The sequence below is a fragment of the Asticcacaulis endophyticus genome (genome assembly GCF_014652575.1).
Classification (GTDB): Bacteria; Pseudomonadota; Alphaproteobacteria; order Caulobacterales; family Caulobacteraceae; genus Asticcacaulis; species Asticcacaulis endophyticus.
In genome coordinates this window covers 64,687-90,668 of the sequence record NZ_BMZB01000003.1, presented here as the reverse complement: position 1 = coordinate 90,668, position 25,982 = coordinate 64,687, and the positions used below count along the sequence as shown (strand labels likewise).

General features: G+C 56.1%; 26 protein-coding genes. 7 read left to right on the top strand and 19 right to left on the bottom strand.

Features of this window, described 5'->3' with window-relative positions:
• Positions 1 to 14 precede the first annotated feature (14 nt).
• Positions 15 to 557, bottom strand: a complete 543-nt coding sequence (gene petA, locus IE102_RS11440; protein WP_189486731.1) for a ubiquinol-cytochrome c reductase iron-sulfur subunit — start codon at positions 555 to 557, stop codon at positions 15 to 17.
• A gap of 222 nt (positions 558 to 779) precedes the next feature.
• Here petA and IE102_RS11435 point away from each other — a divergent pair, with 222 nt between their 5' ends.
• Both IE102_RS11435 and hemF read left to right on the top strand, forming a co-directional pair.
• A complete protein-coding gene (locus IE102_RS11435; RefSeq protein WP_189486729.1) occupies positions 780 to 1,250 on the top strand; it encodes a tRNA (cytidine(34)-2'-O)-methyltransferase in 471 nt (156 codons plus the stop codon).
• Between the two features lie 54 nt (positions 1,251 to 1,304).
• Positions 1,305 to 2,192 (top strand): oxygen-dependent coproporphyrinogen oxidase, encoded by an 888-nt coding sequence (hemF, locus tag IE102_RS11430; protein ID WP_189486727.1) that lies wholly within the window; start codon positions 1,305 to 1,307, stop codon positions 2,190 to 2,192.
• A 19-nt stretch (positions 2,193 to 2,211) separates the two neighbouring features.
• Here the strand turns inward: hemF and IE102_RS11425 are convergent, their stop codons facing one another.
• The 6 genes from IE102_RS11425 to IE102_RS11400 form a co-directional block, all read right to left on the bottom strand.
• Positions 2,212 to 2,526 carry a hypothetical protein gene (locus IE102_RS11425; protein WP_189486725.1) on the bottom strand — a complete coding sequence of 105 codons (315 nt, stop codon included), beginning with the start codon at positions 2,524 to 2,526 and terminating at the stop codon, positions 2,212 to 2,214.
• Complete coding sequence (locus tag IE102_RS11420; RefSeq protein WP_189486723.1) at positions 2,527 to 3,237, bottom strand: type 1 glutamine amidotransferase; 711 nt, start codon at positions 3,235 to 3,237, stop codon at positions 2,527 to 2,529.
• A 38-nt stretch (positions 3,238 to 3,275) separates the two neighbouring features.
• A complete protein-coding gene (locus IE102_RS11415) occupies positions 3,276 to 4,520 on the bottom strand; it encodes a CCA tRNA nucleotidyltransferase (protein ID WP_189486721.1) in 1,245 nt (414 codons plus the stop codon).
• 32 nt (positions 4,521 to 4,552) lie between these two features.
• On the bottom strand, positions 4,553 to 5,059 hold the full coding sequence (locus IE102_RS11410; RefSeq protein WP_189486720.1) for a DUF1285 domain-containing protein: 507 nt from the start codon (positions 5,057 to 5,059) through the stop codon (positions 4,553 to 4,555).
• Entirely contained in the window at positions 5,046 to 5,570 is a 525-nt protein-coding gene (locus tag IE102_RS11405; RefSeq protein WP_189486717.1) for a GNAT family N-acetyltransferase, read from the bottom strand. Before IE102_RS11405 ends, IE102_RS11410 begins: the two co-directional genes overlap by 14 nt.
• A 137-nt stretch (positions 5,571 to 5,707) precedes the next feature.
• Positions 5,708 to 6,457 (bottom strand): enoyl-CoA hydratase-related protein, encoded by a 750-nt coding sequence (locus tag IE102_RS11400; RefSeq protein WP_189486715.1) that lies wholly within the window; start codon positions 6,455 to 6,457, stop codon positions 5,708 to 5,710.
• A 207-nt stretch (positions 6,458 to 6,664) separates the two neighbouring features.
• On the opposite strand from IE102_RS11400, the gene IE102_RS11395 reads away from it, so the two are divergent.
• Entirely contained in the window at positions 6,665 to 8,047 is a 1,383-nt protein-coding gene (locus IE102_RS11395; protein WP_189486713.1) for a hypothetical protein, read from the top strand.
• Positions 8,048 to 8,221: 174 nt separating this feature from the next.
• On the opposite strand, the gene IE102_RS11390 is transcribed toward IE102_RS11395, so the two are convergent.
• Positions 8,222 to 9,547 (bottom strand): dihydroorotase, encoded by a 1,326-nt coding sequence (locus IE102_RS11390; RefSeq protein WP_189486711.1) that lies wholly within the window; start codon positions 9,545 to 9,547, stop codon positions 8,222 to 8,224.
• A gap of 149 nt (positions 9,548 to 9,696) precedes the next feature.
• On the opposite strand from IE102_RS11390, the gene ygfZ reads away from it, so the two are divergent.
• Both ygfZ and IE102_RS11380 read left to right on the top strand, forming a co-directional pair.
• Positions 9,697 to 10,545, top strand: a complete 849-nt coding sequence (gene ygfZ, locus IE102_RS11385; RefSeq protein ID WP_189486709.1) for a CAF17-like 4Fe-4S cluster assembly/insertion protein YgfZ — start codon at positions 9,697 to 9,699, stop codon at positions 10,543 to 10,545.
• A gap of 5 nt (positions 10,546 to 10,550) precedes the next feature.
• A complete protein-coding gene (locus IE102_RS11380; RefSeq protein WP_189486707.1) occupies positions 10,551 to 11,114 on the top strand; it encodes a DNA-3-methyladenine glycosylase I in 564 nt (187 codons plus the stop codon).
• Here the strand turns inward: IE102_RS11380 and IE102_RS11375 are convergent.
• The 3 genes from IE102_RS11375 to IE102_RS11365 form a co-directional block, all read right to left on the bottom strand.
• Positions 11,111 to 12,991, bottom strand: coding sequence for a peptide MFS transporter (locus tag IE102_RS11375; protein ID WP_229807720.1), 1,881 nt, complete (start codon positions 12,989 to 12,991; stop codon positions 11,111 to 11,113). The genes IE102_RS11380 and IE102_RS11375 overlap by 4 nt on opposite strands.
• Positions 12,992 to 13,127: 136 nt before the next feature.
• Entirely contained in the window at positions 13,128 to 14,498 is a 1,371-nt protein-coding gene (locus IE102_RS11370) for a glutamate--cysteine ligase (protein WP_189486705.1), read from the bottom strand.
• A gap of 166 nt (positions 14,499 to 14,664) precedes the next feature.
• Positions 14,665 to 15,402, bottom strand: a complete 738-nt coding sequence (locus IE102_RS11365; RefSeq protein ID WP_189486703.1) for a 16S rRNA (uracil(1498)-N(3))-methyltransferase — start codon at positions 15,400 to 15,402, stop codon at positions 14,665 to 14,667.
• Between the two features lie 141 nt (positions 15,403 to 15,543).
• On the opposite strand from IE102_RS11365, the gene IE102_RS11360 reads away from it, so the two are divergent.
• Positions 15,544 to 15,714 carry a hypothetical protein gene (locus IE102_RS11360; protein WP_189486701.1) on the top strand — a complete coding sequence of 57 codons (171 nt, stop codon included), beginning with the start codon at positions 15,544 to 15,546 and terminating at the stop codon, positions 15,712 to 15,714.
• 3 nt (positions 15,715 to 15,717) lie between these two features.
• On the opposite strand, the gene IE102_RS11355 is transcribed toward IE102_RS11360, so the two are convergent.
• The gene (locus tag IE102_RS11355; protein WP_189486699.1) at positions 15,718 to 16,656 is read right to left on the bottom strand and encodes a Gfo/Idh/MocA family protein; all 939 of its coding nucleotides are present in this window, start codon (positions 16,654 to 16,656) and stop codon (positions 15,718 to 15,720) included.
• Between the two features lie 198 nt (positions 16,657 to 16,854).
• On the opposite strand from IE102_RS11355, the gene IE102_RS11350 reads away from it, so the two are divergent.
• On the top strand, positions 16,855 to 17,772 hold the full coding sequence (locus IE102_RS11350) for a cobalamin biosynthesis protein CbiG (RefSeq protein ID WP_189486697.1): 918 nt from the start codon (positions 16,855 to 16,857) through the stop codon (positions 17,770 to 17,772).
• Positions 17,773 to 17,779: 7 nt separating this feature from the next.
• Here IE102_RS11350 and IE102_RS11345 read toward each other — a convergent pair whose 3' ends face one another.
• The 7 genes from IE102_RS11345 to glmU form a co-directional block, all read right to left on the bottom strand.
• Complete coding sequence (locus IE102_RS11345; RefSeq protein WP_189486695.1) at positions 17,780 to 19,156, bottom strand: MATE family efflux transporter; 1,377 nt, start codon at positions 19,154 to 19,156, stop codon at positions 17,780 to 17,782.
• 141 nt (positions 19,157 to 19,297) lie between these two features.
• Entirely contained in the window at positions 19,298 to 20,671 is a 1,374-nt protein-coding gene (locus tag IE102_RS11340) for a class II 3-deoxy-7-phosphoheptulonate synthase (protein ID WP_189487384.1), read from the bottom strand.
• Between the two features lie 170 nt (positions 20,672 to 20,841).
• A complete protein-coding gene (locus IE102_RS11335; RefSeq protein WP_189486693.1) occupies positions 20,842 to 22,167 on the bottom strand; it encodes an O-antigen ligase family protein in 1,326 nt (441 codons plus the stop codon).
• A 4-nt stretch (positions 22,168 to 22,171) separates the two neighbouring features.
• Positions 22,172 to 23,545 (bottom strand): glutathione-disulfide reductase, encoded by a 1,374-nt coding sequence (gor, locus tag IE102_RS11330; protein WP_189486691.1) that lies wholly within the window; start codon positions 23,543 to 23,545, stop codon positions 22,172 to 22,174.
• On the bottom strand, positions 23,542 to 23,904 hold the full coding sequence (locus tag IE102_RS11325) for a hypothetical protein (RefSeq protein ID WP_189486689.1): 363 nt from the start codon (positions 23,902 to 23,904) through the stop codon (positions 23,542 to 23,544). The genes gor and IE102_RS11325 overlap by 4 nt, the downstream gene beginning before the upstream one ends.
• A 13-nt stretch (positions 23,905 to 23,917) precedes the next feature.
• The gene (gene rpiA, locus IE102_RS11320) at positions 23,918 to 24,610 is read right to left on the bottom strand and encodes a ribose-5-phosphate isomerase RpiA (protein WP_189486688.1); all 693 of its coding nucleotides are present in this window, start codon (positions 24,608 to 24,610) and stop codon (positions 23,918 to 23,920) included.
• A gap of 7 nt (positions 24,611 to 24,617) precedes the next feature.
• Positions 24,618 to 25,982, bottom strand: a complete 1,365-nt coding sequence (gene glmU / locus IE102_RS11315) for a bifunctional UDP-N-acetylglucosamine diphosphorylase/glucosamine-1-phosphate N-acetyltransferase GlmU (protein WP_189486686.1) — start codon at positions 25,980 to 25,982, stop codon at positions 24,618 to 24,620.

Genomic DNA, 25,982 nt, shown 5'->3' with positions numbered 1-25,982 from the left:
GCCCTGCGCTCCCCTTAACCGATTTTGACGCGAGTATCGGTCAGGAAATCATATTCCGGAACGACCAGATTGAGCGGGGCCGGACCTTTGCGGATGCGGCCCGATGTATCGTAGTGAGAGCCATGGCACGGGCAGAACCAGCCACCATAGTCACCGGCGCCAAAGGTCGGCACGCACCCCAGATGGGTACAGGAACCGACCAGGATCAGCCATTGTTCTTTGCCCGCCTTAACGCGGTCAGCATCGGTTTGCGGATCTTTCAAATCAGCCAGCGGCGTATCCTGAGCCGCCTTGATTTCCGCACCCGTGCGGCTGCGGATAAAAACCGGCTTACCGCGCCATTTGATCACGATCTGCTGACCTTCCTGAACCTTGGTCAGGTCGAACTCCGTCGACGCCATTGCCAGAGTGTCAGCCGCCGGATTCATTTGCGCCACAAGCGGTACGGCAATAGCCCCCACGGCACCCACGGCGGTCGCCCCCGCAGCAATGTAGATAAAGTCGCGGCGGGACGGATCGTCATTCACCGCAGCGGCCGTATTGTCAGGTTCGCTCACCTTGCCACCTCATAGTTTTCCTCTGCCACGTCCCCTTAGCGCTATGCGTTAAAGTGCCGCAGCCCGCTTCGTTCATAGCCGAAGCGCCCATAATTACAAACCTTCCATCCACCGATTCCGTTAAAAATTTAACTCAAATCAGCATTTATCGGTTCTTATAACCGTCTATAACCACAATTGCAGGATGGATTCAAACCCGTAGTCCGGAAAACCTATAAAATCATGCGTTTTGTATTGTACCAGCCCGACATCCCTCAAAACCTCGGCAGCGCCATACGTCTGGCGGCCTGTCTTGAGGTCAGCCTTGATATTATCGAGCCTTGCGGCTTTCCACTGAATGACAAAGCCATCAAACGGGCGGCTATGGATTACGGGGGGTGCGCTGATGTGTCGCGGCATGATTCGTGGGAAAAATTCAAAATCTGGCGCGCCAGTTCAGCCCCGGCATCCAGAGTGATCCTGTTTACAACCAAGTCTGCGTCCCCCTATTGCGACTTTTTGTTTCAGCCTGACGATATTCTGTTATTTGGCCGCGAAAGTGCGGGCGTGCCTGAGGATGTCCATGCCTATACCGATGCCCGCCTGTTCATCCCGATTAGTGCTCAGGCACGCTCAATCAATGTGATCAATTCGGCCTCAATGGCGCTGGGGGAAGCCCTGCGACAAACGAACACCTTTCCCGTCAGGCCCTGATCGGCCTATACAGCGCCCATATTTTTCGCCCCAAGCCTGACACAGAGCCTGACCATGACCCAAGCCGCCCTCACCGCCCCTGATGTTTTAGCTGATCGCCAGAAAGCGGCCTCCGTCTGGTTTCGGTCTTTGCGTGACCAGATATGCGCGGCGTTTGAGGCTCTGGAGGATGAGGCGTCGCCATCGCTCTATCCGGGCGAAGCGGGCCGGTTCGTGCGCACCCCCTGGCAGCGGACGGAAGGCGGCGGCGGCGAGATGTCGATGATGACCGGCCGCCTGTTTGAAAAGGTCGGGGTCCATATCTCCACCGTCCACGGCACGTTTAGCCCTGAGTTTGCCAAAACCATTCCCGGCGCCGAAGATGACCCGCGCTTTTTCGCCACCGGCATCAGCCTGATTTCGCACATGACCAATCCGCGCGTGCCAGCGGTGCATATGAACACCCGCTATATATGCACGACTAAAGGCTGGTTTGGTGGCGGTGCCGACCTGACGCCGCTGCTGGCAGTGGATCGGTCACAGGCAGCACCCGATGCGGCCAAATTCCATCAAGCGTTCAAAGACACATGTGATCGCTTTGGCGCGGACTACTATGAGCGCTTCAAAAAATGGTGCGATGAATATTTCTTCCTGCCTCACCGCAACGAGCCGCGCGGCAGTGGTGGCATATTTTATGACCATTTCAATAGTGGTGACCACGAGGCTGATTTCGCCTTCACGCAGGCGGTCGGCGAGACGTTCCTAAATGTCTATCCCGCCATCGTGCGGGACCGCTTTAATGAGGTATGGACTGAGGCCGAGCGCGAAGAGCAATTGATTCAGCGCGGGCGTTATGTCGAGTTTAACTTGCTTTACGACCGAGGCACCCTGTTTGGTCTGAAAACCGGCGGCAATGTAGAATCGATCCTGTCGTCCATGCCGCCGATGGTAAAGTGGCCGTAAAGTTTGTCAGACGATGTCATTACGTGAACATATACCACATCGCGATGGCATGAGCGGCTAAGGAAATAACAACCAGCCCTCGGTTTATCCACAATCCAAACCGCAGAAAGCGTGACATCGCAGGTGAAATGGTTACTGGAAATAGCTGCAGCGAAAAAACATACCCTCTAAGCCCGCCAAGAGTCCAAGCGCCTATTTTCTTCCACTGCTTCGGCAAGCTCTGCGGTCCGTTAATTCGAAACAATTCGTAGGGCTTGCTTAAAATAGCGGCAAAAGTTGACGTTATGACGTATAATATCGTTGCACCAAATATCCACAGCAAGGTTTCCATCATTTACGCCGCCAAAAACCGTGAGATCAGCTTTAAAATATCCTGACTATGGCCCTGTTCCTGAAGGCTAACCAATGCGCTATCGACTAGCTCCTCAGTAATGCGCACGCCCCGGCGGGATTTGAGCAGATCACCGGCAAAATCAGCGCAAAACTCCGGATGGCACTGAAACGAGATCGCCTTGCGGTCAGTGTAGTATAGCGCCCCATGCGGCGTGAACTCAGAGCCCGCCAGTACAATGGCATTGTCCGGCTTTCTGACCACCTGATCCTGATGGGTGACAGCGACCTTAATGGCCCGATGCGCGCCATCGGTTAAGGTACTCCAGATATCACCGTCATGGATGGTGTATTCGTGAAGCCCGACGCCCCAGCCTTTGTGGGATTTTTCGACATGGCCGCCCCAGGCCTGCGCCATGACCTGATGACCAAAGCAGATACCGACCACCGGCACATCAGCCCGCAGCGCTTTCAGCCAGTCAATCAGGGCGGTTATCCACGGATCACTTTCATAAACCCCGGCTGGCGAGCCGGTGATGACAACGCCGCGAAAGTCTTCATTCAGATCCGGCAGTTCCCCGTCCAGCGTCTTAAACACCCGAAAAGCGCGTTCCGGTTGATGCAGCTTTTTAGCAAACATATCGGCATAGGTGCCGTAGGTCGCATCAAGACCTGCGGGCGGTATACCAGTTTCCAGAATGGCGACATAACTCATGGCACAGCAACCCCAAGGAGTAAGGTAAGGCGGCAATCTTACTCGCCGCTTATTTTTGGCTGTTTGTTAAGTTCGTCAAGGGCGCGATCTATCACGCTTTGTGAGAAATCATGTGCGCGCCAGTCCGCCTCGATGCGCTTCAGGGTCTGGCCAAGGTAAGGGCCTGCCTCAATCCCTGCGGCCATGAGATGCCGCGCCGTTAGGGGAAATTCCGGCACAGTCATATGTTCAAGCACCGCTATCGGCCCGGCAAGATCAGCCCCGGTCTGCGCATGGGTGAGATAGGCTTCATCCGTCACGGCATCGCGACCATAATCATAGAGTGCGCGACGCAAGGGATAGCCACCGTCCAGCGCACACCTGACCGTGCCGATGGCCTCGAATCTTTGCCGGGTACGATTTGATACTCTTAACCTTGAAAGCACATCGGTCACGGCTGACACATGCCCGTTGAAATAGACCTGCCCCTGAGCGCTTTGGGCCAGCAGAGCCATAAACCGCCGCTCTATATCGCCGGTCGTCTGAACCATGCGTGTAAGCACCGCAGACTGCACCGGATCATACTCAAGGGCGGGCAGGATACGCGACATTATGCCGGTTTCCCACATTCGGTTAAACACAGGCGGTGCGCCACTATAGGCCAGCATCTTGGTCAGTTCCTGAAGCAGGCGCTCCCCCGACAGGCCATCGATACCGTATCTCAGGCGCACGCAAGCCTCCAGAGACTCCGCATCAAGAGATGACGCATAAGCCGCTGAAAACCTGAAAAATCTCAAAATCCGCAGATAGTCCTCACAGATGCGTTGTTCGGCCTCACCGATAAACCGCACCACACGCGCATGAGCATCCTCAAGCCCCTTGCCGGTCGGATCGTAAACCTGCCCGCGAATATCGGCATAAAGCGCATTAAGGTAAAAGTCGCGTCTTTGAGCGTCTTCGGTCCAGTCGGTCGTGAAACTGACCACCGCCCGCCTTCCATCGGTTTCCACATCGCGCCGCAGAGAGGTGATTTCGTAGGTCTCACCATCCACCACAGCCGTGATGGTGCCAAACGCCTTGCCGGTCGGGATATGGTGGATACCGGCGGCATCAAGGGCGGCTTCGGTATCATCGGGCGTCAGTTGCGTCGACAGGTCAAAATCGCTGACCGGCAAACCCATGATCAGATTGCGCACCGATCCGCCGACAAAGCGCACGCACCCTGCCCCGCCCTTTGCCTCCAGCGCGGTAAAGACATCCAGGGTCGCTCCGGTATGCATAGAGGCAGGCAGATCAAGCTTCATCAATATTGATTCCGACACATTCGCTGGGGAGTCTAAATCACGCTGGGTTTAAGATCAAATGACTGCGATCCGATTACGATCCGATCTCCCTGCACATCGGCCATGTCAACCAGCCTATACCAAGCGGCCCGCGTTACCCGCGCCCACAAATTATGGCGCACTCTGATCCGTGGCCGCAAATCGTCACCATCAAAAGCCAGCGGATGCTCAGCCCCTAACGTCACGCGCTCATTCTGGTCTGTGCTGAAAACCAAGGTTTCACCCTCACAATCAAAATCAACCGCGAAAAACGGCAGATCCTCGACGGTGATTTTCAGTTTTTCAACCGGCGTAATTAAGTAGTAACCATCGTCATCATGACGCAACAGCTTAGCAAACAAGGATATCAATGATTGACGTTCAATGCGCACACCTTCATGCCACCACGAACCGTCGGCGCGAACAACAATGTCTATCTCGCCGCACAGCTTTGGGTTCCAGAGCTCTACCGGATAGCCCTCAACCAGAGCGAACCGGCTTTCCAGATCAGCGCCGGACACTGACCTTACCTGTAAGCGGCGCCGCACCATGCGCATAGGCGATCAGGATACGCTTAGGGTCGGCGGGCCCCGGCAGGGAAAGCTGCGCCCGCTCAAACCCGAACCGCTTGAAGTAGTCAAAATCCCCGACCAGAACCACCGCGTTCAAGCCTTTCGCAAACGCCTTATTAAGCGCCGCTTCAACCAATTGCGAGCCAATACCGCCACCCTGCACGACCGGATCGACCGTAATCGGCCCCAGAAAGGCCACTTCGGTACTCGTCTCAGTATCATCAGATTTTACGACGACCGGCCATAATCTGACGGAGCCCATTAGGGTTTCCCCCTTCATGGCGACCAGACTAAGATCGGAGTACGGGTGGTTACCCTCACGCAGACGCTCAGCCGTCTTAACGTAGCGTCCAGGACCAAAAACCTTATAGATAAGGTTAGTTATAGCCGAATCCTGATGCGCCGCCTCCGGCGCTACCACCAGTGCGTTCGTCGTGTCGCTGTAAAGATATGCGTCCAAGGGCAAATCCGTAACCTCAACCTGATCCGGCCAAACGAACTAAAGCCACCGGGAGCGCGCGCTTTATAACGCGGGGGTATCCGCGTCAAATCAATTAGACCGTCAAACTGTGACAACTCTATGGTTGGCCATCGTGATCAGGCGGTTTTTTTCATAAAGGCGGCAAAGGCTTGGGCCGCTTCGGAGGATGCCAGTTGCTCCCGGAAAATGCGCCCCTCTTCCACAATCACCGCCCACAGATCGTCAGGGTCGCGCATCAGGGATTTGGTGTGACGAAGCGCCGACGGCGACAATTTGGCCAATTTTTGCGCCGCTGTCATGGCCGCGCCTAAAACATCATCATCAACAACCGCCGTCGCCAGATTAAGCCGTAGCGCTTCAAGGGCGGTCACCGCCTCGCCCAAGGTCATCCACGCAAAGGCCCGCTGATGCCCGACCAGTTTCGGCAACAGACGGCTGGAACCGGCTTCCGGCACCAGACCAAGCTGCACAAATGGCAAGGATAACCGCGCATCAACCGTTAGATAAACCAGATCGCAATGCAGCAGCATGGTGGTGCCGACGCCTACGGCCTGCCCCTGAACGGCTGCCACAAGTGGCTTGGGGAAATAGTTGATAGACTTAAGGAATTGAAAAACCGGCAAGTCCTCAACGCCGCCATTCAGAAAGCCCGACTGCATAAAATCAAGGATATCATTGCCCGCGCAAAAATCGCTGCCCTCGGCGCTTAGAACGACAACCTTCACCTGAATATCCGCTGCTGCGGCTTTGATATGCTCACTCAGGGCTAGGTACATATCCGACGTCAGAGCATTCTTTTTGAGTGCGCGATTAAGGCGCACATGGACGATGCCATCTGTATATTCACTCAGAACCCACTCACTCATGACGTTTCCTAAAGCCTGCGGCTTATGCCGATATAGAATTTTTATTTTCAGCGGTCTTTAAACATTACGCAGCGCCTTTATGGTCTTGCCATGCTTAGGCCATATCCTGTAGGCAGTTTGCGTATAAATATGACAACACCACCCCTTATAAGCCGGGTCAAGGCCGTTGCGCTGAGGTATTTCAAAACACTCTCTCGGGAAACTACGATGAACATTTTCTCAATAGCCCGCAAACTTCCGGCAATGGTTGCGGCCGCTGTGCTCGTCATGGGCGCGGGTCAGGCTCTGGCCGCTGACGTGAAGGTGACGGACAAAACCCGCGCCAAGGGCATGGCCGATGCGCCGGCGTTGCTGACCACCTCCGGCGTTCCTTGCCAGCTTAGCGACGCCCACTTTATCGGCGAAAGCACAGCCACGGCAACGGATGGTAAAAAATCCAAGATCGTCGTGTATGAAGTCGCCTGTCAGGCGGGGCCTGGCTATATTCTGGCCAAAAATGCCGACGGCACCATCGCCACAACCTTCAACTGCACGCAAGCCTGGTCTCAAAACGCAATCGACCCAAAAGCTACCAAGTGTTTGTTGCCTGCCAATGTGAACCACTATGCGTGGCTTCAGGAACCTGTGCAGAAGCTGAGCACGGCCTGTACCGTCAATAATGCCCGCTGGCTGGGCAGCAGCGATGAAGCCAAGATTGACCGCTATGAAGTGGGCTGTGCGGCCGGTGCCGGAGGCATCCTGGATCTGGCGCGCGCCGGATCGGCCAACACGAGTACCTTTGATAATTGTCTGGTCATGGAACTGAAAAAAGTCACCTGCCAGTTCACGACCCGCGAGCAGGCGATTGCCGCAATCAAGCCTCTGGCGCAAAAGGCGTCGGCTTCGTGTCAGGTCAACAACTCCCGCCTGATCGGTCGCGTCACCGCCGACAACGAAGACTATTACGAGTTCGGCTGCGCCAATGAGGCCGGTTTCCTCGTCCGCGCCAAAACCAATGGCGACTATCTGGCCAAGATAAGCTGCGCCAATGCGGGCACTCTGGGCCCCTGCCAATACACAGACTCAGCGTCTTTGGTTGCCGGACAGAACGCCACCTATACCGCCACTCTGAAACAAGCCGGGATCAATTGTACGGTCGAAGCCTATAATGTCGTCGGCACCCAAACTCAGACCAACCGTGATTTCGTCGAGTTCAAATGCCCTGAGCAGGCTTTTGGGGTAATGGGTTTCTTCCCTAACGAAGGCTCAACCGCTAAGGCCGATGTGTTCGACTGCTATACCGGCATTGCCCGTAAGCGTGAGTGTACCCTGACTCCGGCTACGGTTCTGCTGGCCAATCTCGATGCCCTTGCCAAGGCCGACAAGAAGGATTGTGACGTGCAGGAAGCCCGCTATGCCGGCCTAACTGACACTGACGGCGTTCTGGTCGAGCTGGCGTGCTCCAACAAGCGCGGCTATATCGCCGCCCTTGCCAAGTCACGCAAGACCTTTGAGGACATCATCGCCTGTAATATCGCCAAGAATCGTGCCGGTTATGAAACCTGCAAAATCCCAGGCAACGGCACCTATGTTTCGGATGTGAAGCCTTAAGCTGAACCTCTGAACCAAAATAAAAACCCCGCAGGCACTAACCTGCGGGGTTTTTATTTATAGCCAACCGTCCATAAATCGTGAGATTTGAGGTGAGTAGCAGGAGCTAAGCGACGGAGGTATATTAGATACCTCCTAGCGACAGCGACGCACTAATCACCCAAAGACCGCGATTTATAATGTTTCCATGAAGCGGCAGGACTCACCCCTCGACGGCAGAACGATCTCATCGTCGCGCATAACCACCTTGCCGCGGATAATGGTCGCCTTGGGCCAGCCGTGCGCCTCAAAGCCATCAAACGGCGTCCAGCCGCAGCGTGAACGCATGTTTTCATGCTTCAACACGCGCTTATGGTTCATATCGACCAGCGTAATATCGGCGTCATAGCCTTCGGCCATCCGGCCCTTTCCGGCCACACCAAACACGCGCTGGGCGCCTGCTGAGGTCAGATCCACCAGCCGCTCCAGCGACAGCTTACCGTTATTGACATGGGTCAGCATGACCGGCAGCAGGGTCTGCACGCCGGGCATACCCGATGGCGAGGCCGGATAGGGCTTTGATTTTTCTTCCAGAGTATGCGGCGCATGGTCGGACCCCAGCACATCGGCCACGCCCTGAAGGATGCCGCGCCACAGGCCATCGACATGATACTGATTACGGATCGGCGGGTTCATCTGGGCCAGTCCTTTGAGACGCTCATAGGCTTCGGGCGCCACCAAGGTCAGGTGCTGCGGCGTGATCTCGACGGTAGCGATATCCTTATTCTTAGACAGGAAGTCGATTTCTTCAGCGGTCGTGACATGCAAAACGTGGATGCGTTTTCCCGCCTCACGCGCCAGTCGCACCAAGCGGTGGGTCGATTGAATGGCCGATTCGGCATCGCGCACATAATCATGGCTGGTCCAGTCACCTTCACGGGCCAGCGGGCGACGCTCGGCCAGGCGGTATTCATCTTCTGAATGGAAGGTGGCGCGGCGATTGACGGCCTTAAGCACTGCCGCCACACCGGCATCGTCGGCAATCAGCAGGGAACCGGTCGAGGCGCCCATAAACACCTTGACCCCGCAGCAGCCTTTGAGGCGCTCCAGCTCGGCCAGATGATGGATGTTCTCATGGGTGCCACCGACATAAAAAGCATGGTCGCAGTGCATGCGGTGGTGGGCGCGCTTCAGCTTATCTTCAAAGGTCGCCACGTCGATGGTGTTGGGGTTAGTGTTGGGCATTTCAAACACCGCCACAACCCCGCCCATGACGGCGGCTTGAGAGCCGGTCTCTAGGTCTTCTTTCCACTCAAGGCCCGGTTCACGGAAATGCACTTGGGTGTCGATCACCCCCGGCATGGCCAGCAGACCCGATGCATCAAACACCTCACCGGCCTCGGTGGCATCAAAATGACCAAAGCCTGCGAATTTGCCATCCTTAATGGCGATGTCGCCCATGCCGCGGCCCGCGTGATTGATGATATCGGCATTTTTGATAATCATGTCATATGTGGGCATGACAGGCTCCGTTCAGTTTGGATTTATGGCGGCCTATTACACCTTTTGAGAGGGACTAGGCCAGACATTTTACCGTGTTTACGCAGCAGTTTACCTTGCAGCCACACTTGAATGCGCCCAAATAAGGTTGAGATGTTCAGGAACCCGCCATGACCCAGATTGCCGCCCTGCCCCACCGCGCCCTGATTGGCTTTGCTGGCCCGGACTGGGCCAAATTTCTGCAAGGCCAGTCGACCATCAACCTCGATAAGATCATGGCTGATGTCGAGGCCGGCCGGTTGAACCAGCTCTATTACGCGGCCTTTTTGACGCCGCAAGGCAAGATGATCACCGATGCCTTTATCTATACCGTGTCGGCCGAAGAAGCCTGGCTCGATATTCCGCGTGATCTGCGCGATGAAATGTTCACGCGCCTAAACCTCTATAAGCTGAGGGCCAAGATCACCTTGTCGAAATTGGATAACCCTGTGTTTGTGGCCTTTGGCGGCCCACTGCCTGCCGGGTTCAGTGAAGACCCACGCGCTGCCATTATCGGTCAGGGTGGCCAATTAGGCCTTAGTTACAAACCGCAAATTGCCACAGCAGAACTTAGCGCGTGGATAGACTATCGCCTGCCCCATGGTCTGAGCGATCCTGTGTTCGATTATCCGCGCGAATATATGTACCCCATCGATGCCAATCTCGATCTGCTCGAAGCTATCGATTTCAAAAAGGGCTGTTTTGTCGGTCAGGAAACCACGTCGCGCATGAAACGGCGCGGCCAGATCAAGAACCGTATTCTGCCACTTAAGGTCACCGTCGACGCGCCGTTTGAAACTGAGGTGCTGAACGGTGAACGCCGGGCCGGTGAGGTTTTGGCTGCACAGGCACCCCGCGCCTTGGGCCTGATGCGGCTGGATCGCATCGACGGCGCTCTGACCGTCAGCGGACAGAGCGCCATGCTTGACATACCCGACTGGTTGCAGCCCCATATCGCGATCACCAACCCCGTCGGATAAACCTAATGAGATGTCCTTGGGCCGAAGCTCATCCCGAATACGGCCCCTATCATGACCAAGAATGGGGCACGCCCGTTTATGATTCGCGTGCCCTTTATGAAAAGCTGGTGCTGGATGGTTTTCAGGCGGGGCTGTCGTGGATCACGGTTTTGCGTAAGCGCGCTGCCCTGCGTGAGGCGTTTCAGGGTTTTGATCCGGAAATTGTGGCCAGCTTTGATGACGCCGATATTGAGCGGTTGATGAATGACGCCCGTATCATCCGGTCGCGTACCAAGATCAACTCCGCCATCCATAATGCGCGGGTCACTCTGAAGTTGCGCGATCAGGGCATTGAGTTGTCAGACCTGATCTGGGCCCTTCAGGATTACAAACCGCAGGTCAATCATTATACCGAAAACACTCAAATTCCGGCGCAAACCGACGCCTCAGTTGCCCTGTCGAAGCTTTTGAAATCCAAAGGATATAAGTTTTGCGGCCCGACCATCGTCTATGCCTTCATGCAGGCGGTGGGTCTGGTCAATGATCACCTGATATCCTGTGATCGCCACCAGACCCTTAAGCCAGTTTAGTGAGCGCTTTCACTAGTTGTGTCATTGGCACCGTAAGACCAGTGCTTGATGAAGAACGACAGCACAAACAGGCCGGCGCCCAAACCGACGCCCCACAGGCCAATCGTCCAGAATACATCCAGAGATGACTTAAGCGCCGCTTCCTGATCCAACACCTGCCCGCCCACGGTTTCGGTTGACGTCAGACCTGCGATGATTCCCGCCAGATACTGAGCTGCCGATGAAGCCAGAAACCAGATCGCCATCATGGTCGAGACGATAACCGGCGGCGACAGCTTGGTGATCTGCGACAAGCCGACCGGCGACAGGGCCAGTTCACCCCAGGTATGCAGCAGGTAGGTCAGGGCCAGGAACATCAGTGGCACCTGGAATGCACCGTCAGCGAAATTCGCCCCCCACACCAGCAGCATGAACCCTAAGCCCACATTGACCAGACCGAATGAGAATTTTTTGACCGGATCGGGGTCTGCCCCGCGACGACCAAGAAACGTGAAAACAGCCGCAAAGACCGGCGCAAATATCAGGATAAAGCCAGAGTTGAACGATTGTACCTGTGAGGCCGTCAGCGTCATATCGACAAAGATATAGCCCGTCGGGACTGTGAGGGCCGCCAGTTGCGCGGGCGTGGCCAGAACAACGCTTTGCCCCAAAAGGTTAAAAATTACCGGCGTATCAATCAAATTAAGGTTGGTATTACGGCCCGCAAACAGGTTAAGCGATGACCCCGCCTGCTCAAACAATGTAAAGAATATCACGGACGCAAAGATCAATACAAACGCCAGACCCAGCCGGAAATTCTCTTCTCTGGAGAATTTAGTGACCATCATCATAATGACATAACCAATGATAGCGACCGATGACGCCAGCAGCACCCATCCGACCAGCGTATTGCGCTGAACCATGAAATAGATAACCGGCAAGGCCAGGATGGAAATCCCATAAATCAACCATTCCTGACTGATCGGGCCTGCGACCGGCTTTTTAAGTTGCTCTGGCACCGGTGGCTCTCCATTACCCTGAAGCCACGGTTTGCCGAGCACGAACACAACAAGACCGGCCAACATCCCAAGGCCGGCCAAACCGAAGCCATAGCCCCAGCCATAGGTTTCTCCCAGCAAGCCACACAGAATGGCCGCCCAGAACCCACCCAGATTGATACCATAATAATAGAGCGTAAAGCCCGAATCGCGGCGGGGGTCCTTGTCGGGATAAAGTTGGCCGACGATCGAGGATATATTGGGCTTAAGGTAGCCGACCCCCATGATGATCAGCGAAATCGACAGGAAGAACGCATGTTCCGCCCACGGCGTGATTTTCTTGACACCGGTCTCAAACGATCCTGACTCAAGTACCGCAGGCAAAGGCGAACCGGCTGGCAGACCCACAATCTCAAGCCCGCCGGACTTGGTCGGCGCCACCGCATAAGCTTCATCCCCCACCTTCAGCAGCGGGTTGGACATATGGCTGCCTTCACGCACGAATTCATAGGTTGCACCCTGATGGGTCAGGGTTTGCACGTTGGGTGAGCCTTCCAGCGCCATGCCGCCATGCCCAAGCACCAGTAGAATAGCCCCGAACACAATCGCCTTACGGGTCCCCAAATACTTATCGGCCATCAACCCACCGATCAGCGGCAAGAGATATACAAGGGTCGTGTATGAGGCGTATTGCTGGCTGGCCTTTTCATCGCTGAACAGGAAATGCTTGGTCAGGTAAAAGATCAGAAGCGCACGCATACCGTAATAGGAAAAGCGCTCCCACATTTCGGCGAAAAACAGCACAAACAAACCCTTCGGGTGGTTGCGCATCTGCATGACGACGGGAATCGCCGTCAAAATCGTAATAATAACGCCGGCGGCGATAACGATATTTATCATTCTGCTTAGGTCTCTTTGTGAGGCTGACGCAACATTTTATACGGTATACTAAATATGTCGTATATACGTCACGAAAAGAACAGCAAAATAAAATTTTGGCAAGTCAGATTGTTTCAAACGGGACAATCCGAGGAATTTAATAAGCATATTCCCCGTAGAGGTGGCTTACATCCCCGCCCCAGCGACCGTGGTATGCTTCCAGAAGATGCTCAGCGGGTGTGATGCCGCTTTCGGCGATCTCGAACAGTTCGCTCAGGTACCCAGTTTCATCGACCATGCCGCCCGACAGGCGATTCCGGCGTTTCAGGCCCTCACGGGCGATGTTCAGGGTCTCCAGGGCGATTTCCTGAACCGGACGCCCGGCAATCATGCCTTTCAGGCCAGTTTTAGCCGCCATGCCGCGCAGGGTGTCGTGATTCTCAAGGCTCCAGCCCTTGACCATATCCCACGCCGCTTCGAGGGAAGTCTGATCGTACAAAATCCCGGCCCAAAGCGCAGGGAGTGCGCAAATCCGGCTCCACGGCCCACCATCAGCGCCGCGCATCTCAAGGTATTTCTTCAAACGCACTTCCGGGAACAAGGTCGTCAAATGATCCGCCCAGTCGTCGATATTTGGCAATTCACCCGGCAAGGCGGGCAGTTCGCCCTTCAGAAAAGACCGGAAACTCTGGCCCGACGCATCGATGTAGCCGCCATTGGGCGCACCATAGCGTTTGACGAAATACATTGGTACATCAAGGGCATATTGGGCATACCTCTCAAACCCGAAGCCGTCCTCAAAGACAAAACCCAACATGCCTGTGCGATCGGCATCGGTGTCGGTCCAGACATTGGCGCGGGCCGATAAAAATCCGTTGGGCTTGCCCTCAGTGAACGGCGAGCAGGCAAACAGGGCCGTCGCAATCGGTTGCAAGGCCAGCGATACCCGGAATTTCAAAATCATGTCCGCTTCGGACGAATAATCAAGATTGGCCTGAATGGTCGAGGTGCGCAGCATCATATCAAGGCCTAAGCCGCCAACTTTGGGCATATAGCTGCGCATGATATTATAGCGACCCTTGGGCATAACCGGCGTTTCCGTCCGCGTCCACAGGGGCGAAAAACCTACGCCTAAGAATCCCAAGCCGATTTCGGAGGCCACGGCCTTGACCTCTTCAAGGTGCTGACCCGTTTCATTACAAATATCGTGAACGGTCTCCAGCGGCGCACCGGACAGCTCGAACTGCCCGCCGGGTTCCAGCGAGACCGAGGCGCCATCCCTAAGCAAGGCAATGACATTGCCGTCCTCGAATACCGGCGCCCAGCCAAACCGTTGCAGGCCCTCCAGCATGGCCTTGATACCGTATGGGCCTTCGTAGCTAGGGCGGCGCAGCGTTTTCAGATCAAAGACAAACTTTTCGTGCTCGGCACCAATGCGCCAGTCCTTGCGCGGTTTACAGCCGCTTTCGAAATAGGCGATCAGTTCGTCATGGCTCTCTATAGGCTTTGAAATTTCCTTTAAGGCCATGAAACACCTGTATCTTTGTAAGTCTTTGAAACTGTAACCGGAAAGGTTCCGGCTCTATATGTGCGGGTCTTTGGATGAATACAAGCGCGCACGCGCATATTCTTTTGAAGTTACGTGCATGAACTGCGGGCAAGGATCAATAAAGCGAGAAAAACTAAAGTGCCCCTTACCGCCAGTCCCCGCAGGCGGCCTGATAGAGGGTAAGCGCACTGATAGCCGCCGTATCCGCTCGCAATATCCGCGGTCCCAAATTAACGGCGACGGCGTGGGGCAAGGCTTTTAGCGTGCGGCGCTCAGTCTCATCGAAGCCGCCTTCCGGGCCGATAAGTATAGCCGCCGGACCTGTGATGTCTCTTAAGGCAACCAGCATGGGCGGGATCGAATTGCCGTCATGGGTAGAGTCTTCATCGCCATAAATCAGCGGGATATCAGCCTCATCCATCAACCATTTTTCAAGTTTTATCGGCGCCAGAACCTGCGGCACATCCAGGCGCTCAGTCTGTTCGGCCGCTTCCTGCGCGATCACTTGCAACCGGCTGACATTAGTGTGATCGGCATTGGTGCGGCGCGTAATCAATAGTTGAATTTGCGCGACACCCAGTTCGGTCGCTTTTTCGATAATGGTTTCCAGACGCGCCCGTTTGACCAGAGCGATCAGCAGCACCGGGCCGGACACATCGGGCTGCGGCCTGATGTGTTCGACCAGTTCCAGATGGCAGGCTTTCTTCGTCAGGGTGTGAATGCGCGTCCGCCATTCGCCATCAACACCATTGAAAATGGCGACCTCATCCCCGACGCTGAGGCGCATAACCGCGCCCAGATAACGGCTCTGGTCAATATTGAGCGGAATGACAAGTCCGGTGCTATAGGCCCCGTGCTGTTCCTGAATAAATAGTCGGATCATAGCCGGTATTTAGCGATTTAAGGCGCGGGCTTCAATCAACTTGTCACAAAATTCCCGTTGATCTTATCACGGAAATTTGAATAGATAGCGACAGCAAAAGGCAAGGTTCAGGCCCTTGCCGCTTTGGGGGTAGAGTTTGCGATGAAACTGACGGCGACCACGCTATTGCTATGCCTGCTATCGGCGGCGCTGGTGATCGGCAGCCTGTTCGGCTACGCCCGCCCCCTGCCCTTTTTAAGTGAACATAAATACTGGCTGATGAGTGGGGGCTGGGCCGTGCTGTTTTTGGGGTTTGTATTCAAGGGCGAGTGAGGATTACGGCCCCACAGCTTCATCGATCGCCAGCGCCACCTGCAGTGCCTTGAGCGCTTCTTCGCCTGAAGCCAGCGGTTTGGCCCGCTCACCGCGCACAGTATCCAGAAACCGGAACACGCTGGTGCCGAGCGGATCTTTGGCAATCTCAGCTTCGGCAAAATCAGCATTCAGAGCAAATGGCGTAGTGTTCTCGAACTTACGGGTCAGAAAATCAATATTGACTTCACCACTGGGGTACACCAGCCGCATGGTGCGCTCGCGGGCCTCGGCCATACGTGACGCCTTAAAGGTTGCCACAAAACCATCGTCAAATTTAACCTCAGCCGTCATCTCATCGGCACCTGTGGCTTTGTAACCTTCTGCCTGACGATAGCGGGCTGTAGCGTCAACACCGCCCGCCTCCCCGTGCGCTAAGCTTAAGCCCAGATCGAGGTCGTGGATCATCAGATCCAGCACCACCGACACATCAAGATTACGCGCGCTGACCGTGCCGTTACGTACCGCCTCAAGGCTTAGCGGCGCTTCGGGAACATCATAAAGCCCCATAGCTTCGAATACCGCCCGTTCCTGATGGCCGCAGGCCAGAACCAGTCCCTTTTCGGCGGCCAGCGACACCATCGCTTCACCATCATCAACATTGATGGCCAGCGGCTTTTCGACATAGACATGCACCCCGGCCTCAAGCGCCTTAAGCGCCACCTGCGCATGGGCAAAGGCAGGTGTGGCAATCGTAATCACATCAAGCTGCGCCAGAAACGCGCTCAACTCATCGCCGCCGAAGGCTTTGCAGCCCTGCGCCTCCGCCAAAGCCTGCGCACGCGACTTATCGAGGTCATATATGCCCACAAATTCAATATCGCTGGCCTGCTTATATTTACCGCTGTGATAACCGCCGAAAACACCGGCACCGGCCACACCGGCCTTCAAAATTCTGGACATAAATTACCTCATAGGCCCCTGACCGTTCGGGTTTTTACACAGGTTCATCCACGGATTGGAAACACATTTTGCGTGAGGGCGGCACAAATTCACAATTATGGGCTTTTTCCCCCTCCCTCATCAGGCTACAAGCGTCGCCTTGAATTCAAGGCGCACCTAGACGCGCCGTTTCCCAAGACTATCCGCAGGAGTACGCGCGTGTCCCGACTGTTTGGCGCCTATGTGATTTTGAGCTGGAGCGCAGCCGAAGGTAAAAAGACCGGCGAATCCTCGGTATGGATCGGCGTCATGAAACGCGACGTGCGTTTTCGCCTGTCCTATGAGGCCCACAATCCGGCCACCCGTCAGGCGGCCATTGAACTGCTCAAGACCATTCTGGCTGACCTGCATAAGCGCGGCGACCGGATTTTCTTAGGTGTCGATTTCGGCTTAGGCTTGCCGCGCGGCACGTCTGAGCGCCTGAAACTGGAGGGCACGCCCTGGCAGGCGATCTGGAAATTTCTGGCGCAAAACATTGTCGATAAGGCCGACAACACCAACAACCGCTTTGCCGTTGCCGCCAAGATCAACCGCCTGATGACGGATGAAGCTTACCCGTTCTGGGGCGCGCCGAAATCAGCCGCGCAACGGTGGCTGTCGACACTTAAGCCCGACTCATTTGGCGATTTCCCTGAGTACCGCCTGACCGAGGTCGCGACCCACGCCTTGAAACCCAAGACCCTGCACGCCAAAAGCCAGTGGCAAATGCATGGCGCGGGCACCGGCGGCGGCCAGACCTTCCTTGGGGTTCCTGCCCTTAAAGCGCTGGTGGAAAGCTTGGGCGACAGCGCGAAATTGTGGCCGCTGGAGACCGGCTTTAGCAAACTGAGCGAGAGCGATCTTGACGGCGTATCGACCGTCATTGCCGAGGTCTACCCGCCCCTGTTCAAGGGTGAGGCGGAACCGGCTGAAGTCAAGGACGCCACCGCCACGCGCCTGACCGCGCAGGCTATTGCCGAGGTTGATGATAAGGGCGATCTGGGGGCCTGGTTTGCCGCACCTGCGGGCTTAAGTGAAGCTGATCAGGCCATCGCCGCCAGCGAAGAAGGCTGGATGTTCGGACTTACCAAAACCTAGCACATATTTAAACCGCTGGCAGGGCGACCTGCCGGTGGTCCAGCCATATAAACCGCCCGACCAGAAAACTGCCGGACATCAGGCTGGCAATAATGACGGCATAGATCAGGCCCGGCACGCCTAAGCCCATAACTTGCGAAAAAAGATAACCCAGCGGTAGCATGACCGCACCATAGGATATGTAGTGCAGTACCGTCGGCGTAACCACGTCACGCCGCGCCCGCAGGGCCTGCGCCGCCACGACCTGAACCCCATCGGGGATGAAGAACCCGCACGCCAGCAGCAGACAGACCTGAACGCCCGCAATCAGGGCCGGATCAGACGTGTACCCCCGCGCCATAGCCCCTGAGAACAGTAAAACGCCGACGACGACCAGCACCATGAATGCGCCCGCCGCGGTAAAGCTGACGCGGCCCATACGGCGGATAGCGTCCCGGTCGCGCGCGCCGAAAGCCCGCCCCACCAATACCGAACAGCCGACCGCCAGTCCCATGGGCACCATGAACACCAGTGACGCGAAGTTGAGCACTATGGCCCACTGGGCGACGGCGACTTCGGATATGCGACCGGCGAAAAAGGTCATGCCCGCAAAGGCTGAGACTTCGATGAAGTATGACGCGCCCGCCGCATAGCCGACATGGCGCTGTTCCTTAGCCGCCGCCGGATCGGGGGCGTGTTTGCGTAAGATGCCATAGTCGCGGGCCTGCGGCAGACGCAAAACATAGATCAGCATCAGAACCATGATGAATATGCGCGCGATAAAGGTCGAGACCGCCGCCCCCATCGCGCCGTCAAAAGCCTCAAGCCCGGCAACCTGTCCCGGCACCAGCAGGATCAGCAGCGCCACATTGAGCACGTTGCCTGCCATGTTCATGTACATGGTCTGGCGCGTCTTGCCCAAGGCCTCCAAAAATTCCGAACAGCCGATGGAAACCATGTAAAACGGCATCGAAATGGCAAACAAAATCAGCGGATTGCGAGCACCTTCTGCCAGAGATTGCGTGACCGTATGATCGAGCAGATATGGCCCGGCCAGCAGCAGCAGGATCATCGATCCCAGCCCCAGCGCCAGTGCATAGCTCATCCCACGCTGAAAGACAGCACCTATGCGGCCGGTTTCGCCCGCGCCCAGATAGTGGGATGTCTTGACCTGCAACCCGACCAAAAGCCCAATCGAGGTCACCAGAAATATGCTGGTCGGCGCCCAGGCCATCGAATGGTAACCCAGCTCCTTAGAGGAATAATGGCCAACAATCACCGTATCGGCCAACCCCATCAGCATGATCGACAGGCGCGAAATCACCACCGGCCACGCCAGGGTGTAAAGCTCAGTGAAGGCCGCTTTATAGGAATGGAAGATTGGTGTCGGCAGAAACGGTTTCATGCCGCGCTCATAGCCGAGTTTGGCAGCAAGTAAAAGTCAGGAAGCAGGGGCCAAGGCCCCTGCACCCAAAATTTAAGGCACATCCAGATTTGATCCGGTTAACCGTTGAACGTAATGGGTCAAGGGGGCTAGCCCCCTTGCTTAGGCAGCCTTAGAGGCTTTTTGCTTGAGGCTGTGCATACGCTCGGCCACCAGGAACGACAGTTCCAGCGCCTGATCAGCATTGAGACGCGGATCGCAGTGCGTGTGGTAGCGGTCGCCCAAATCTTCTTCCGACAGTGCAAAAGCACCACCGGTACACTCGGTGACGTTCTGACCCGTCATTTCCAGATGCAGACCGCCGGGGTGAACGCCCTCAGCCGCCGCCACGTCAATGAAGGAGCGGACTTCCGACAGGATGCGATCAAACGGACGGGTCTTATAGCCATTATTGGCCTTCACGACATTGCCGTGCATCGGGTCAATCGACCAGACCACCGGCACACCGTGAGCTTTCGTGGCTGCCATCAGGCGCGGCAGACGATCGCCGACCTTATCCGATCCAAACCGGCCAATCAGGGTCAGGCGGCCCGGAATGGCTTCGGGGTTGAGGGCATCGATCAAACGCTTAAGGTCATCAGGCTCCATCGTCGGGCCACATTTGACACCGATCGGGTTCTTGATGCCCTTCATGTAGTGGACGTGAGCACCGTCCAGTTGACGAGTGCGCTCACCGATCCACAGCATGTGGGCCGAAGTGTCGTACCAGTCGCCTGATGTCGAATCCACGCGCGTCATCGCCTGCTCATAGTTCAGCAACAGCGCTTCATGCGAGGTGAAGAAATCAACCTGACGGATTTCCTGCGCCTTTTCCGACGTGATACCAATAGCCGACATGAACGACAGGGTTTCACTGATTTTATCGGCCAGTTCGCGGTAACGCTCACCCTGCGGAGACCCCGAAACAAAGCCAAGCGTCCACTTGTGAATATTGTAGAGGTCAGCATAGCCGCCCGTTGCAAAGGCACGCAGCAGGTTGAGGGTCGCTGACGACTGATGGTATGCCTTTAACAATCTTTGTGGATCGGGCAGACGGGCTTCGGGGGTAAATTCCATGCCATTGATGTTGTCGCCACGGTAAGACGGCAAGGTCACACCGCCGATGGTTTCAATCGACGACGAGCGCGGCTTACCAAACTGACCGGCGATACGCCCAAGCTTAACTACCGGCTTGCCGCCGGCAAAGGTCAGCACGACCGCCATCTGCAGGATCAACCGGAAAGTGTCGCGGATATTATCAGCGGAAAATTCCTTAAAGCTTTCGGCGCAATCGCCCCCTTGCAGCAGGAAGGCTTCACCTGCGGCAACCTTACCCAGATGCGAGGTTAGCCTGCGTGCCTCACCCGCAAACACCAGCGGCGGCAGGGTGCTGAGTTCGGCCTCTACCGCCGAAAGTGCCGCCTGATCCGGGTAATCGTCCGGAATGTGAAGGGCGGGATGCGACCGCCAGCTTTGGGGAGACCAGTTCTTTACCATATCCAACACTTTCATGAAAATGTGCCCCTCGCGGCGAACCTTTTCATTTGTATTACGCTTAAAGAAAAAATATCCGGCGTCATGCCGGATATTGTGTGAGAATTGCCGTATCCGTCTTTATGTATAACATCCGAACTTTAGCGAAGCAAATGTTCAGTAAAGTCAAATGTTTATAGTTTATTTTGATACATTATCACCTGTAACGACGCTTTTTGCGCCATCAGGGCAATAAATACCGACATAGCCGCCAGCGCCAGAAACCATTCCTGCCACAAGCCAAAGCTTAGAAAAGCAAAGACAAAAAACGCCGTCATCGTGGCCAGCATATAGGGCTTAGGGTCGGTCCATAACAGGTGGTCCGGGCTGATTATTTGCGCATCAGGCGTCTTACCGACACGGCGGATGCTGACCAGCCACAGAACGGCAACCAGTACCAAGCCGACATAGCCCAGTTCAAGTGCTGCCTGAACCGGCATATTATGGGGGTGCAGCGGAATGTGCGGGCTAAACATGCGGCTGGTGTCAAAGCCCCAGCCCATCAGCGGCTTTTCAAACAGGCGGTTGGCGGCATATTCCCAGATTTCAACCCGCGCCAGCCACGACGGCGGGAGGTTATTTTTCAATGCGATCAGCCAGCCCTGCTCATGGGCAAACTTGATCAGCAACGGAAAGCCCAAGATCACACCATAGACCGCAATGGCGATGTACTTTTCGATACCTACACCACGCAAGGTCGACCAGCGACGGACGACGAAAAAGATAATAACAGACGCCACCAGCGCCAGGGTCGGCGCATTGGCTCCGGTAAAAAACGGGGCAATGGCGACCGAAGCCGTCAGTAAAACGCGCGGCAGATTGGCGCCTGTCTGGTTGAAATAGAGCATCATCGGCCAATAGATCATCATCAGGCCATAGCTCATCAGCGATATCTTGACGACCGCCAGATCGGGTCGGATCGGCATGCCCAAAGCTTCGGCCAGTGCCATATAAACCCGCGCTTGGGTTGCGGCCTCAAACAGAGCCAATCCCGCCAGAAACAACGCCCCCCATGTGAAGCCCTTCATCAGACTTTGAGCATCGGGCAGTGACAGGCGAAACCCGGCAATGACCACCGGCACATAACAGACGGCCTGCAAACACGCCTTAAGCCAGACCAGCTTTTCATAGGTCTCATAGTCCGAAAAATCCGCGCCTTCGGGTACGGACGCTCGATATAATATCCACATCAGGGCCAGCCCCAGAGCAATAACGGGCCCAAGGATCACCCCGGCATGTCGCCAGAAACCGATGCATAGCAAACCCGCAAAGGTCGCCGGCAGGATATAGCCCAAGGGCGACGCAAAGGTGAATAGCAGAAATAGCGCCAGCATCCCTGCGAACACAATGCGCATATAAAGGCTGGGTTTCAGACCCGTCACGGCTGCCGCCGGTGCGACCGCCTCTGCGCTTGGCGGGCGCAGCTCCATATCAATGGGGGTCAGGGCCTGTAACTTCATGAGGTCAGACCCGTTTGTCCTTTAAGGTCACAAATTCCTCCGCAGCCGTCGGGTGCACCGCACAGGTCGCGTCCCACTGCGCCTTGGTCAGGCGCGCCTTGACGGCAATACCGGCCATCTGAATGATTTCGGCAGAATCGGCGCCGACCATGTGGCATCCTAACACCACATCTGAGCCTTGCTCAACGATCAGTTTCATCAGGACGCGGGTTTCCCCACCGACAAAGGTCGTCTTCATCGCCCTAAAACGGGTGGTGTAGACATCGAACTTTATACCGGCCTCAATCGCCTGTTGCTCGGTCAAACCCACCGTGCCGATCTGCGGCTGGGAAAATACCGCGGTCGGGATATTCTCATAATCATAGGTCGTTGGGTTGTTCTTGAACGCGGTCTCAACAAAGGCCACGGCTTCGAGGATGGCCACCGGCGTCAGGTTCATGCGGTTAGTGACATCCCCCACCGCCCAGATATGATCCACGCAGGTCCGCGAATAATCATCGACCTTAATGGCGCCATGCAGTTCTATCTCACAGCCCGCGGCCTCAACATTAAGGCCTTCGGTTTTGGGCTTGCGGCCCGATGCATAGAGCACCTGATCAGCCATCAAATCTATGTCCGTATTGAGATGCACACGTATACCATCGGGTGTTTTCTCAAGCTTTACCGGATCGGCGCGGGTCAGAATTTTGATACCACGCGCCTGCATCTCCATGGCCAGATGGTCGCGCACCTCATCGTCAAAGCCGCGTAGGATCTGCTCGCCGCGATAGACCAAGGTGACATCGACGCCAAGGCCATTCAACACGCCGGCAAACTCAACCGATATATAGCCGCCGCCGACGATGATCACCGATTTCGGCATTTCGGCCAAGTTGAACACCTCGTTCGAGGAAATCGCATATTCCTGCACGCCCTCAATGTGGCGCGGCAGGAACGGCCACCCACCGACCGCGATCAGAATGGTTTTGGCCGTCACCTCATACGGGGCAGAGCCGTCACTGGGGGTTAGGGTCAGCGTGTGCGGGTCTTTGAATGCGGCATGGGCGGCGATGATTTCAACGCCATTGCGCGTAAGGTTACCGGCATAGGCCTGCGACAAGCGGGTCAGTTCTTTTTCATTGGCGGCTTTGAAGGCGTTCCAGTCGAAGGTCGCGTCACCGATGTCCCAGCCAAACCCGCGCGCATATTTAAGCTGCTCCGGCACTTCGGAGGCATAGACCATGAACTTCTTGGGCACGCAGCCACGCAGGACGCAGGTGCCGCCGGGCCGGTCTTCTTCGGCAATCGCGACCTTAAGGCCCAGATTGGCCGACAGGCGGGCCGCACGCACACCACCGGAGCCTGCGCCGATCACAAACAAATCATAGTCGTAAGTCATTTTTTTCTCACAAAAGTGCGCACACCCGGACTAACAACCGACTGAGCCAACGCGTCATCAATTTGCCAGCCATTGGCCCGCAGCCAGTCTATCGCGTCACCAAAACCACGCTCAGTCGCACTCAGGGCAATCTCCCCCTCACCTGAAAACAGCATGATGCTGCGTAAGTGCACCGCGTCTTTGGCGGTGAATAATGTTTTCAGAAACGTCTTTTCAAGAATCTTCGGGGCCTTGGCGGTGTCGTGCATCAGCACGCATTTCTCCAGCCCGCCTTTCGAGACATGAAAGCGCGCCTGTTTGCCCTCAAACACCGTCAGATCGCCGTCGCAGACGATTTTGTATTTCGAGAACAGGGACAAACACTTAGCTCCTTTAAGGCTCAAGCACTTTCACGCCATCATCAGTCCCCAGCAACGCGAACTCGGCCAGATCAAGGAACAGACCGTGATCGACCACGCCGGTCGTGACTTTCAGCGCGGATGCCAGTCCCGTAGGGTCAGAAATCTGCCCACAGGGTACATCGAAAATAAGGTTCGCCCCGTCAGTTATAAAGGGCTGGCCGTCTTTTTTACGTAATGTCGGCACTTTCTGGATCTCAAATTCGGCCAGCACATCGCAAATCCGGTTGATCGTGCCCTTATAGGCAAAGGGTTCAACCTCGATCGGCAGGGCAAACGCGCCCAGGGTTTTGACGTGTTTGGCGGCATCGGCAATCACGATGCAGGTTTTCGCCTGCTCCCAGATCAGCTTTTCCCGGAGCAGGGCCCCGCCCCCGCCCTTAATCAGCGCCAGCCCCGGCCCGATTTCATCGGCCCCATCAACGCACAAATCAAGCGATCCGACATCATTGATATCGAGAATAGTTAGCCCCAAAGACTGCGCCAAATTCGTCGTCTGCACCGACGTAGACACCAGCGTCAATTTCATGCCTGCCCTGACCTTAGCGGCAAGGGCTTTCACGAAATGAGCGGCAGTGGAACCTGTGCCCAACCCCACCTTCATGCCGTCCTTGACATAGGCGATGGCGGCAAGGCCCGATTGTTCTTTTTGCGTTTCGGCTGACATGAGGTCCCTACTTTTTGCTGGCTTTTTCAGCGGATTTTACGGCTCGGAAATTAGCGGCCCAGCCCAGTTTTTCGGCCTGGCGTGAGCGGGCAAAGGCCAGGGCATCGGCGCTGACGTCTTCGGTGATCACCGACCCCGACCCGATCAGGGCCCCGGCACCTATGGTCACGGGGGCGACCAGCGACGAATTGGAGCCGATAAACGCGCCGTCACCAATAATGGTCTTATGCTTGAAGAAACCATCATAGTTACAGAAAATCGTGCCGGCCCCGATATTGGCCCTAGCGCCAACCGCACCGTCGCCCAGATAGGCCAGATGATTGGCCTTGGCACCCTCGCCGACCGTGACGTTCTTGACCTCAACAAAGTTGCCGATATGCACGTCCTTACCCAGAACAGCCCCCGGCCGCAAACGCGCATAGGGCCCGACAAACGCGCCTTCGCCAACGACCGCCCCTTCAAGGTGGCTAAACGCGCGTATCACTGCACCGGTCTCGACCGTCACACCGTCGCCAAAGACAACATTGGGTTCAATCGTCACACCGGCAGCAATCCTGGTATCCCAAGAGAACCAAACCGTATCGGGCGCGGTCATAGTCACGCCATCGCGCAGAAATGCCTGCCGCGTCCGGGTCTGCCAAACGGCCTCCATCATCGCCAGTTCGCCCTGAGCATTGACGCCGCCGACATCCTGTTCGGAGGCGAACGTCACCTGCGGCATCAGATCGCGCTTACGGGCCAGCGCCACCACATCAGTCAGGTAATATTCGCCCTTGGCATTGTCATTGGCGACCTCAGCCAGCAGCGAAAACAGCAGCGCGCGGTCACAGGCCAGCACACCCGAATTACAGGCGGTAATGGCCAACTGCTCCTTATTGGCCTCCTTGGCTTCGACAATGGCGTATAGATTATGGTTCTGAGAGATCACCAACCGCCCATAGGCACCGGGATCAGCCGCCTCGAACCCCAGAACGACCATCTCCGTCGTCTGGGCCATGTCAAACACAGGCAACAGCACCTCTGCTGACATCAGCGGGCAGTCGGCATAGGTGACAATCACCTGACCGTCAAAATCAGCCAGCGCATCGCGCGCCGCCAAAACCGCATGACCGGTCCCCAGCGGCGGGTCCTGAACGACCACGTTCTGATCGCCAACCCGCGCACGGGCGGCAATACCCACCGACGGGCTATGGTTACCGACCACGACGACCACGCGGTCACAGCCCAGATCAAAGGCTGCATCAATGGCGCGGTCGAGCATGGTGCGCCCACCGACCTTATGCAAAACCTTGGGCAGAGGCGACTTCATGCGCGTCCCCTGACCCGCCGCTAAAATCACCGCAGCCCGTTTGATGGTGGAATCTAAGCTCAT

Coding starts and splice junctions, on each gene's coding strand:
- IE102_RS11390 (WP_189486711.1), bottom strand. CDS start 9,547: ATGCCCACATATGACATGATTATCAAAAATGCCGATATCATCAATCAC.
- IE102_RS11415 (WP_189486721.1), bottom strand. CDS start 4,520: ATGAAGCTTGATCTGCCTGCCTCTATGCATACCGGAGCGACCCTGGAT.
- IE102_RS11380 (WP_189486707.1), top strand. CDS start 10,551: ATGAGATGTCCTTGGGCCGAAGCTCATCCCGAATACGGCCCCTATCAT.
- rpiA (WP_189486688.1), bottom strand. CDS start 24,610: ATGTCAGCCGAAACGCAAAAAGAACAATCGGGCCTTGCCGCCATCGCC.
- glmU (WP_189486686.1), bottom strand. CDS start 25,982: ATGAGCTTAGATTCCACCATCAAACGGGCTGCGGTGATTTTAGCGGCG.
- IE102_RS11335 (WP_189486693.1), bottom strand. CDS start 22,167: ATGAAGTTACAGGCCCTGACCCCCATTGATATGGAGCTGCGCCCGCCA.
- IE102_RS11420 (WP_189486723.1), bottom strand. CDS start 3,237: ATGAGTTATGTCGCCATTCTGGAAACTGGTATACCGCCCGCAGGTCTT.
- hemF (WP_189486727.1), top strand. CDS start 1,305: ATGACCCAAGCCGCCCTCACCGCCCCTGATGTTTTAGCTGATCGCCAG.
- IE102_RS11400 (WP_189486715.1), bottom strand. CDS start 6,457: ATGAGTGAGTGGGTTCTGAGTGAATATACAGATGGCATCGTCCATGTG.
- IE102_RS11395 (WP_189486713.1), top strand. CDS start 6,665: ATGAACATTTTCTCAATAGCCCGCAAACTTCCGGCAATGGTTGCGGCC.
- IE102_RS11370 (WP_189486705.1), bottom strand. CDS start 14,498: ATGGCCTTAAAGGAAATTTCAAAGCCTATAGAGAGCCATGACGAACTG.
- IE102_RS11340 (WP_189487384.1), bottom strand. CDS start 20,671: ATGGTAAAGAACTGGTCTCCCCAAAGCTGGCGGTCGCATCCCGCCCTT.
- IE102_RS11435 (WP_189486729.1), top strand. CDS start 780: ATGCGTTTTGTATTGTACCAGCCCGACATCCCTCAAAACCTCGGCAGC.
- gor (WP_189486691.1), bottom strand. CDS start 23,545: ATGACTTACGACTATGATTTGTTTGTGATCGGCGCAGGCTCCGGTGGT.
- ygfZ (WP_189486709.1), top strand. CDS start 9,697: ATGACCCAGATTGCCGCCCTGCCCCACCGCGCCCTGATTGGCTTTGCT.
- IE102_RS11355 (WP_189486699.1), bottom strand. CDS start 16,656: ATGTCCAGAATTTTGAAGGCCGGTGTGGCCGGTGCCGGTGTTTTCGGC.
- IE102_RS11360 (WP_189486701.1), top strand. CDS start 15,544: ATGAAACTGACGGCGACCACGCTATTGCTATGCCTGCTATCGGCGGCG.
- IE102_RS11425 (WP_189486725.1), bottom strand. CDS start 2,526: ATGATGGAAACCTTGCTGTGGATATTTGGTGCAACGATATTATACGTC.
- IE102_RS11365 (WP_189486703.1), bottom strand. CDS start 15,402: ATGATCCGACTATTTATTCAGGAACAGCACGGGGCCTATAGCACCGGA.
- IE102_RS11375 (WP_229807720.1), bottom strand. CDS start 12,991: ATGATAAATATCGTTATCGCCGCCGGCGTTATTATTACGATTTTGACG.
- IE102_RS11345 (WP_189486695.1), bottom strand. CDS start 19,156: ATGAAACCGTTTCTGCCGACACCAATCTTCCATTCCTATAAAGCGGCC.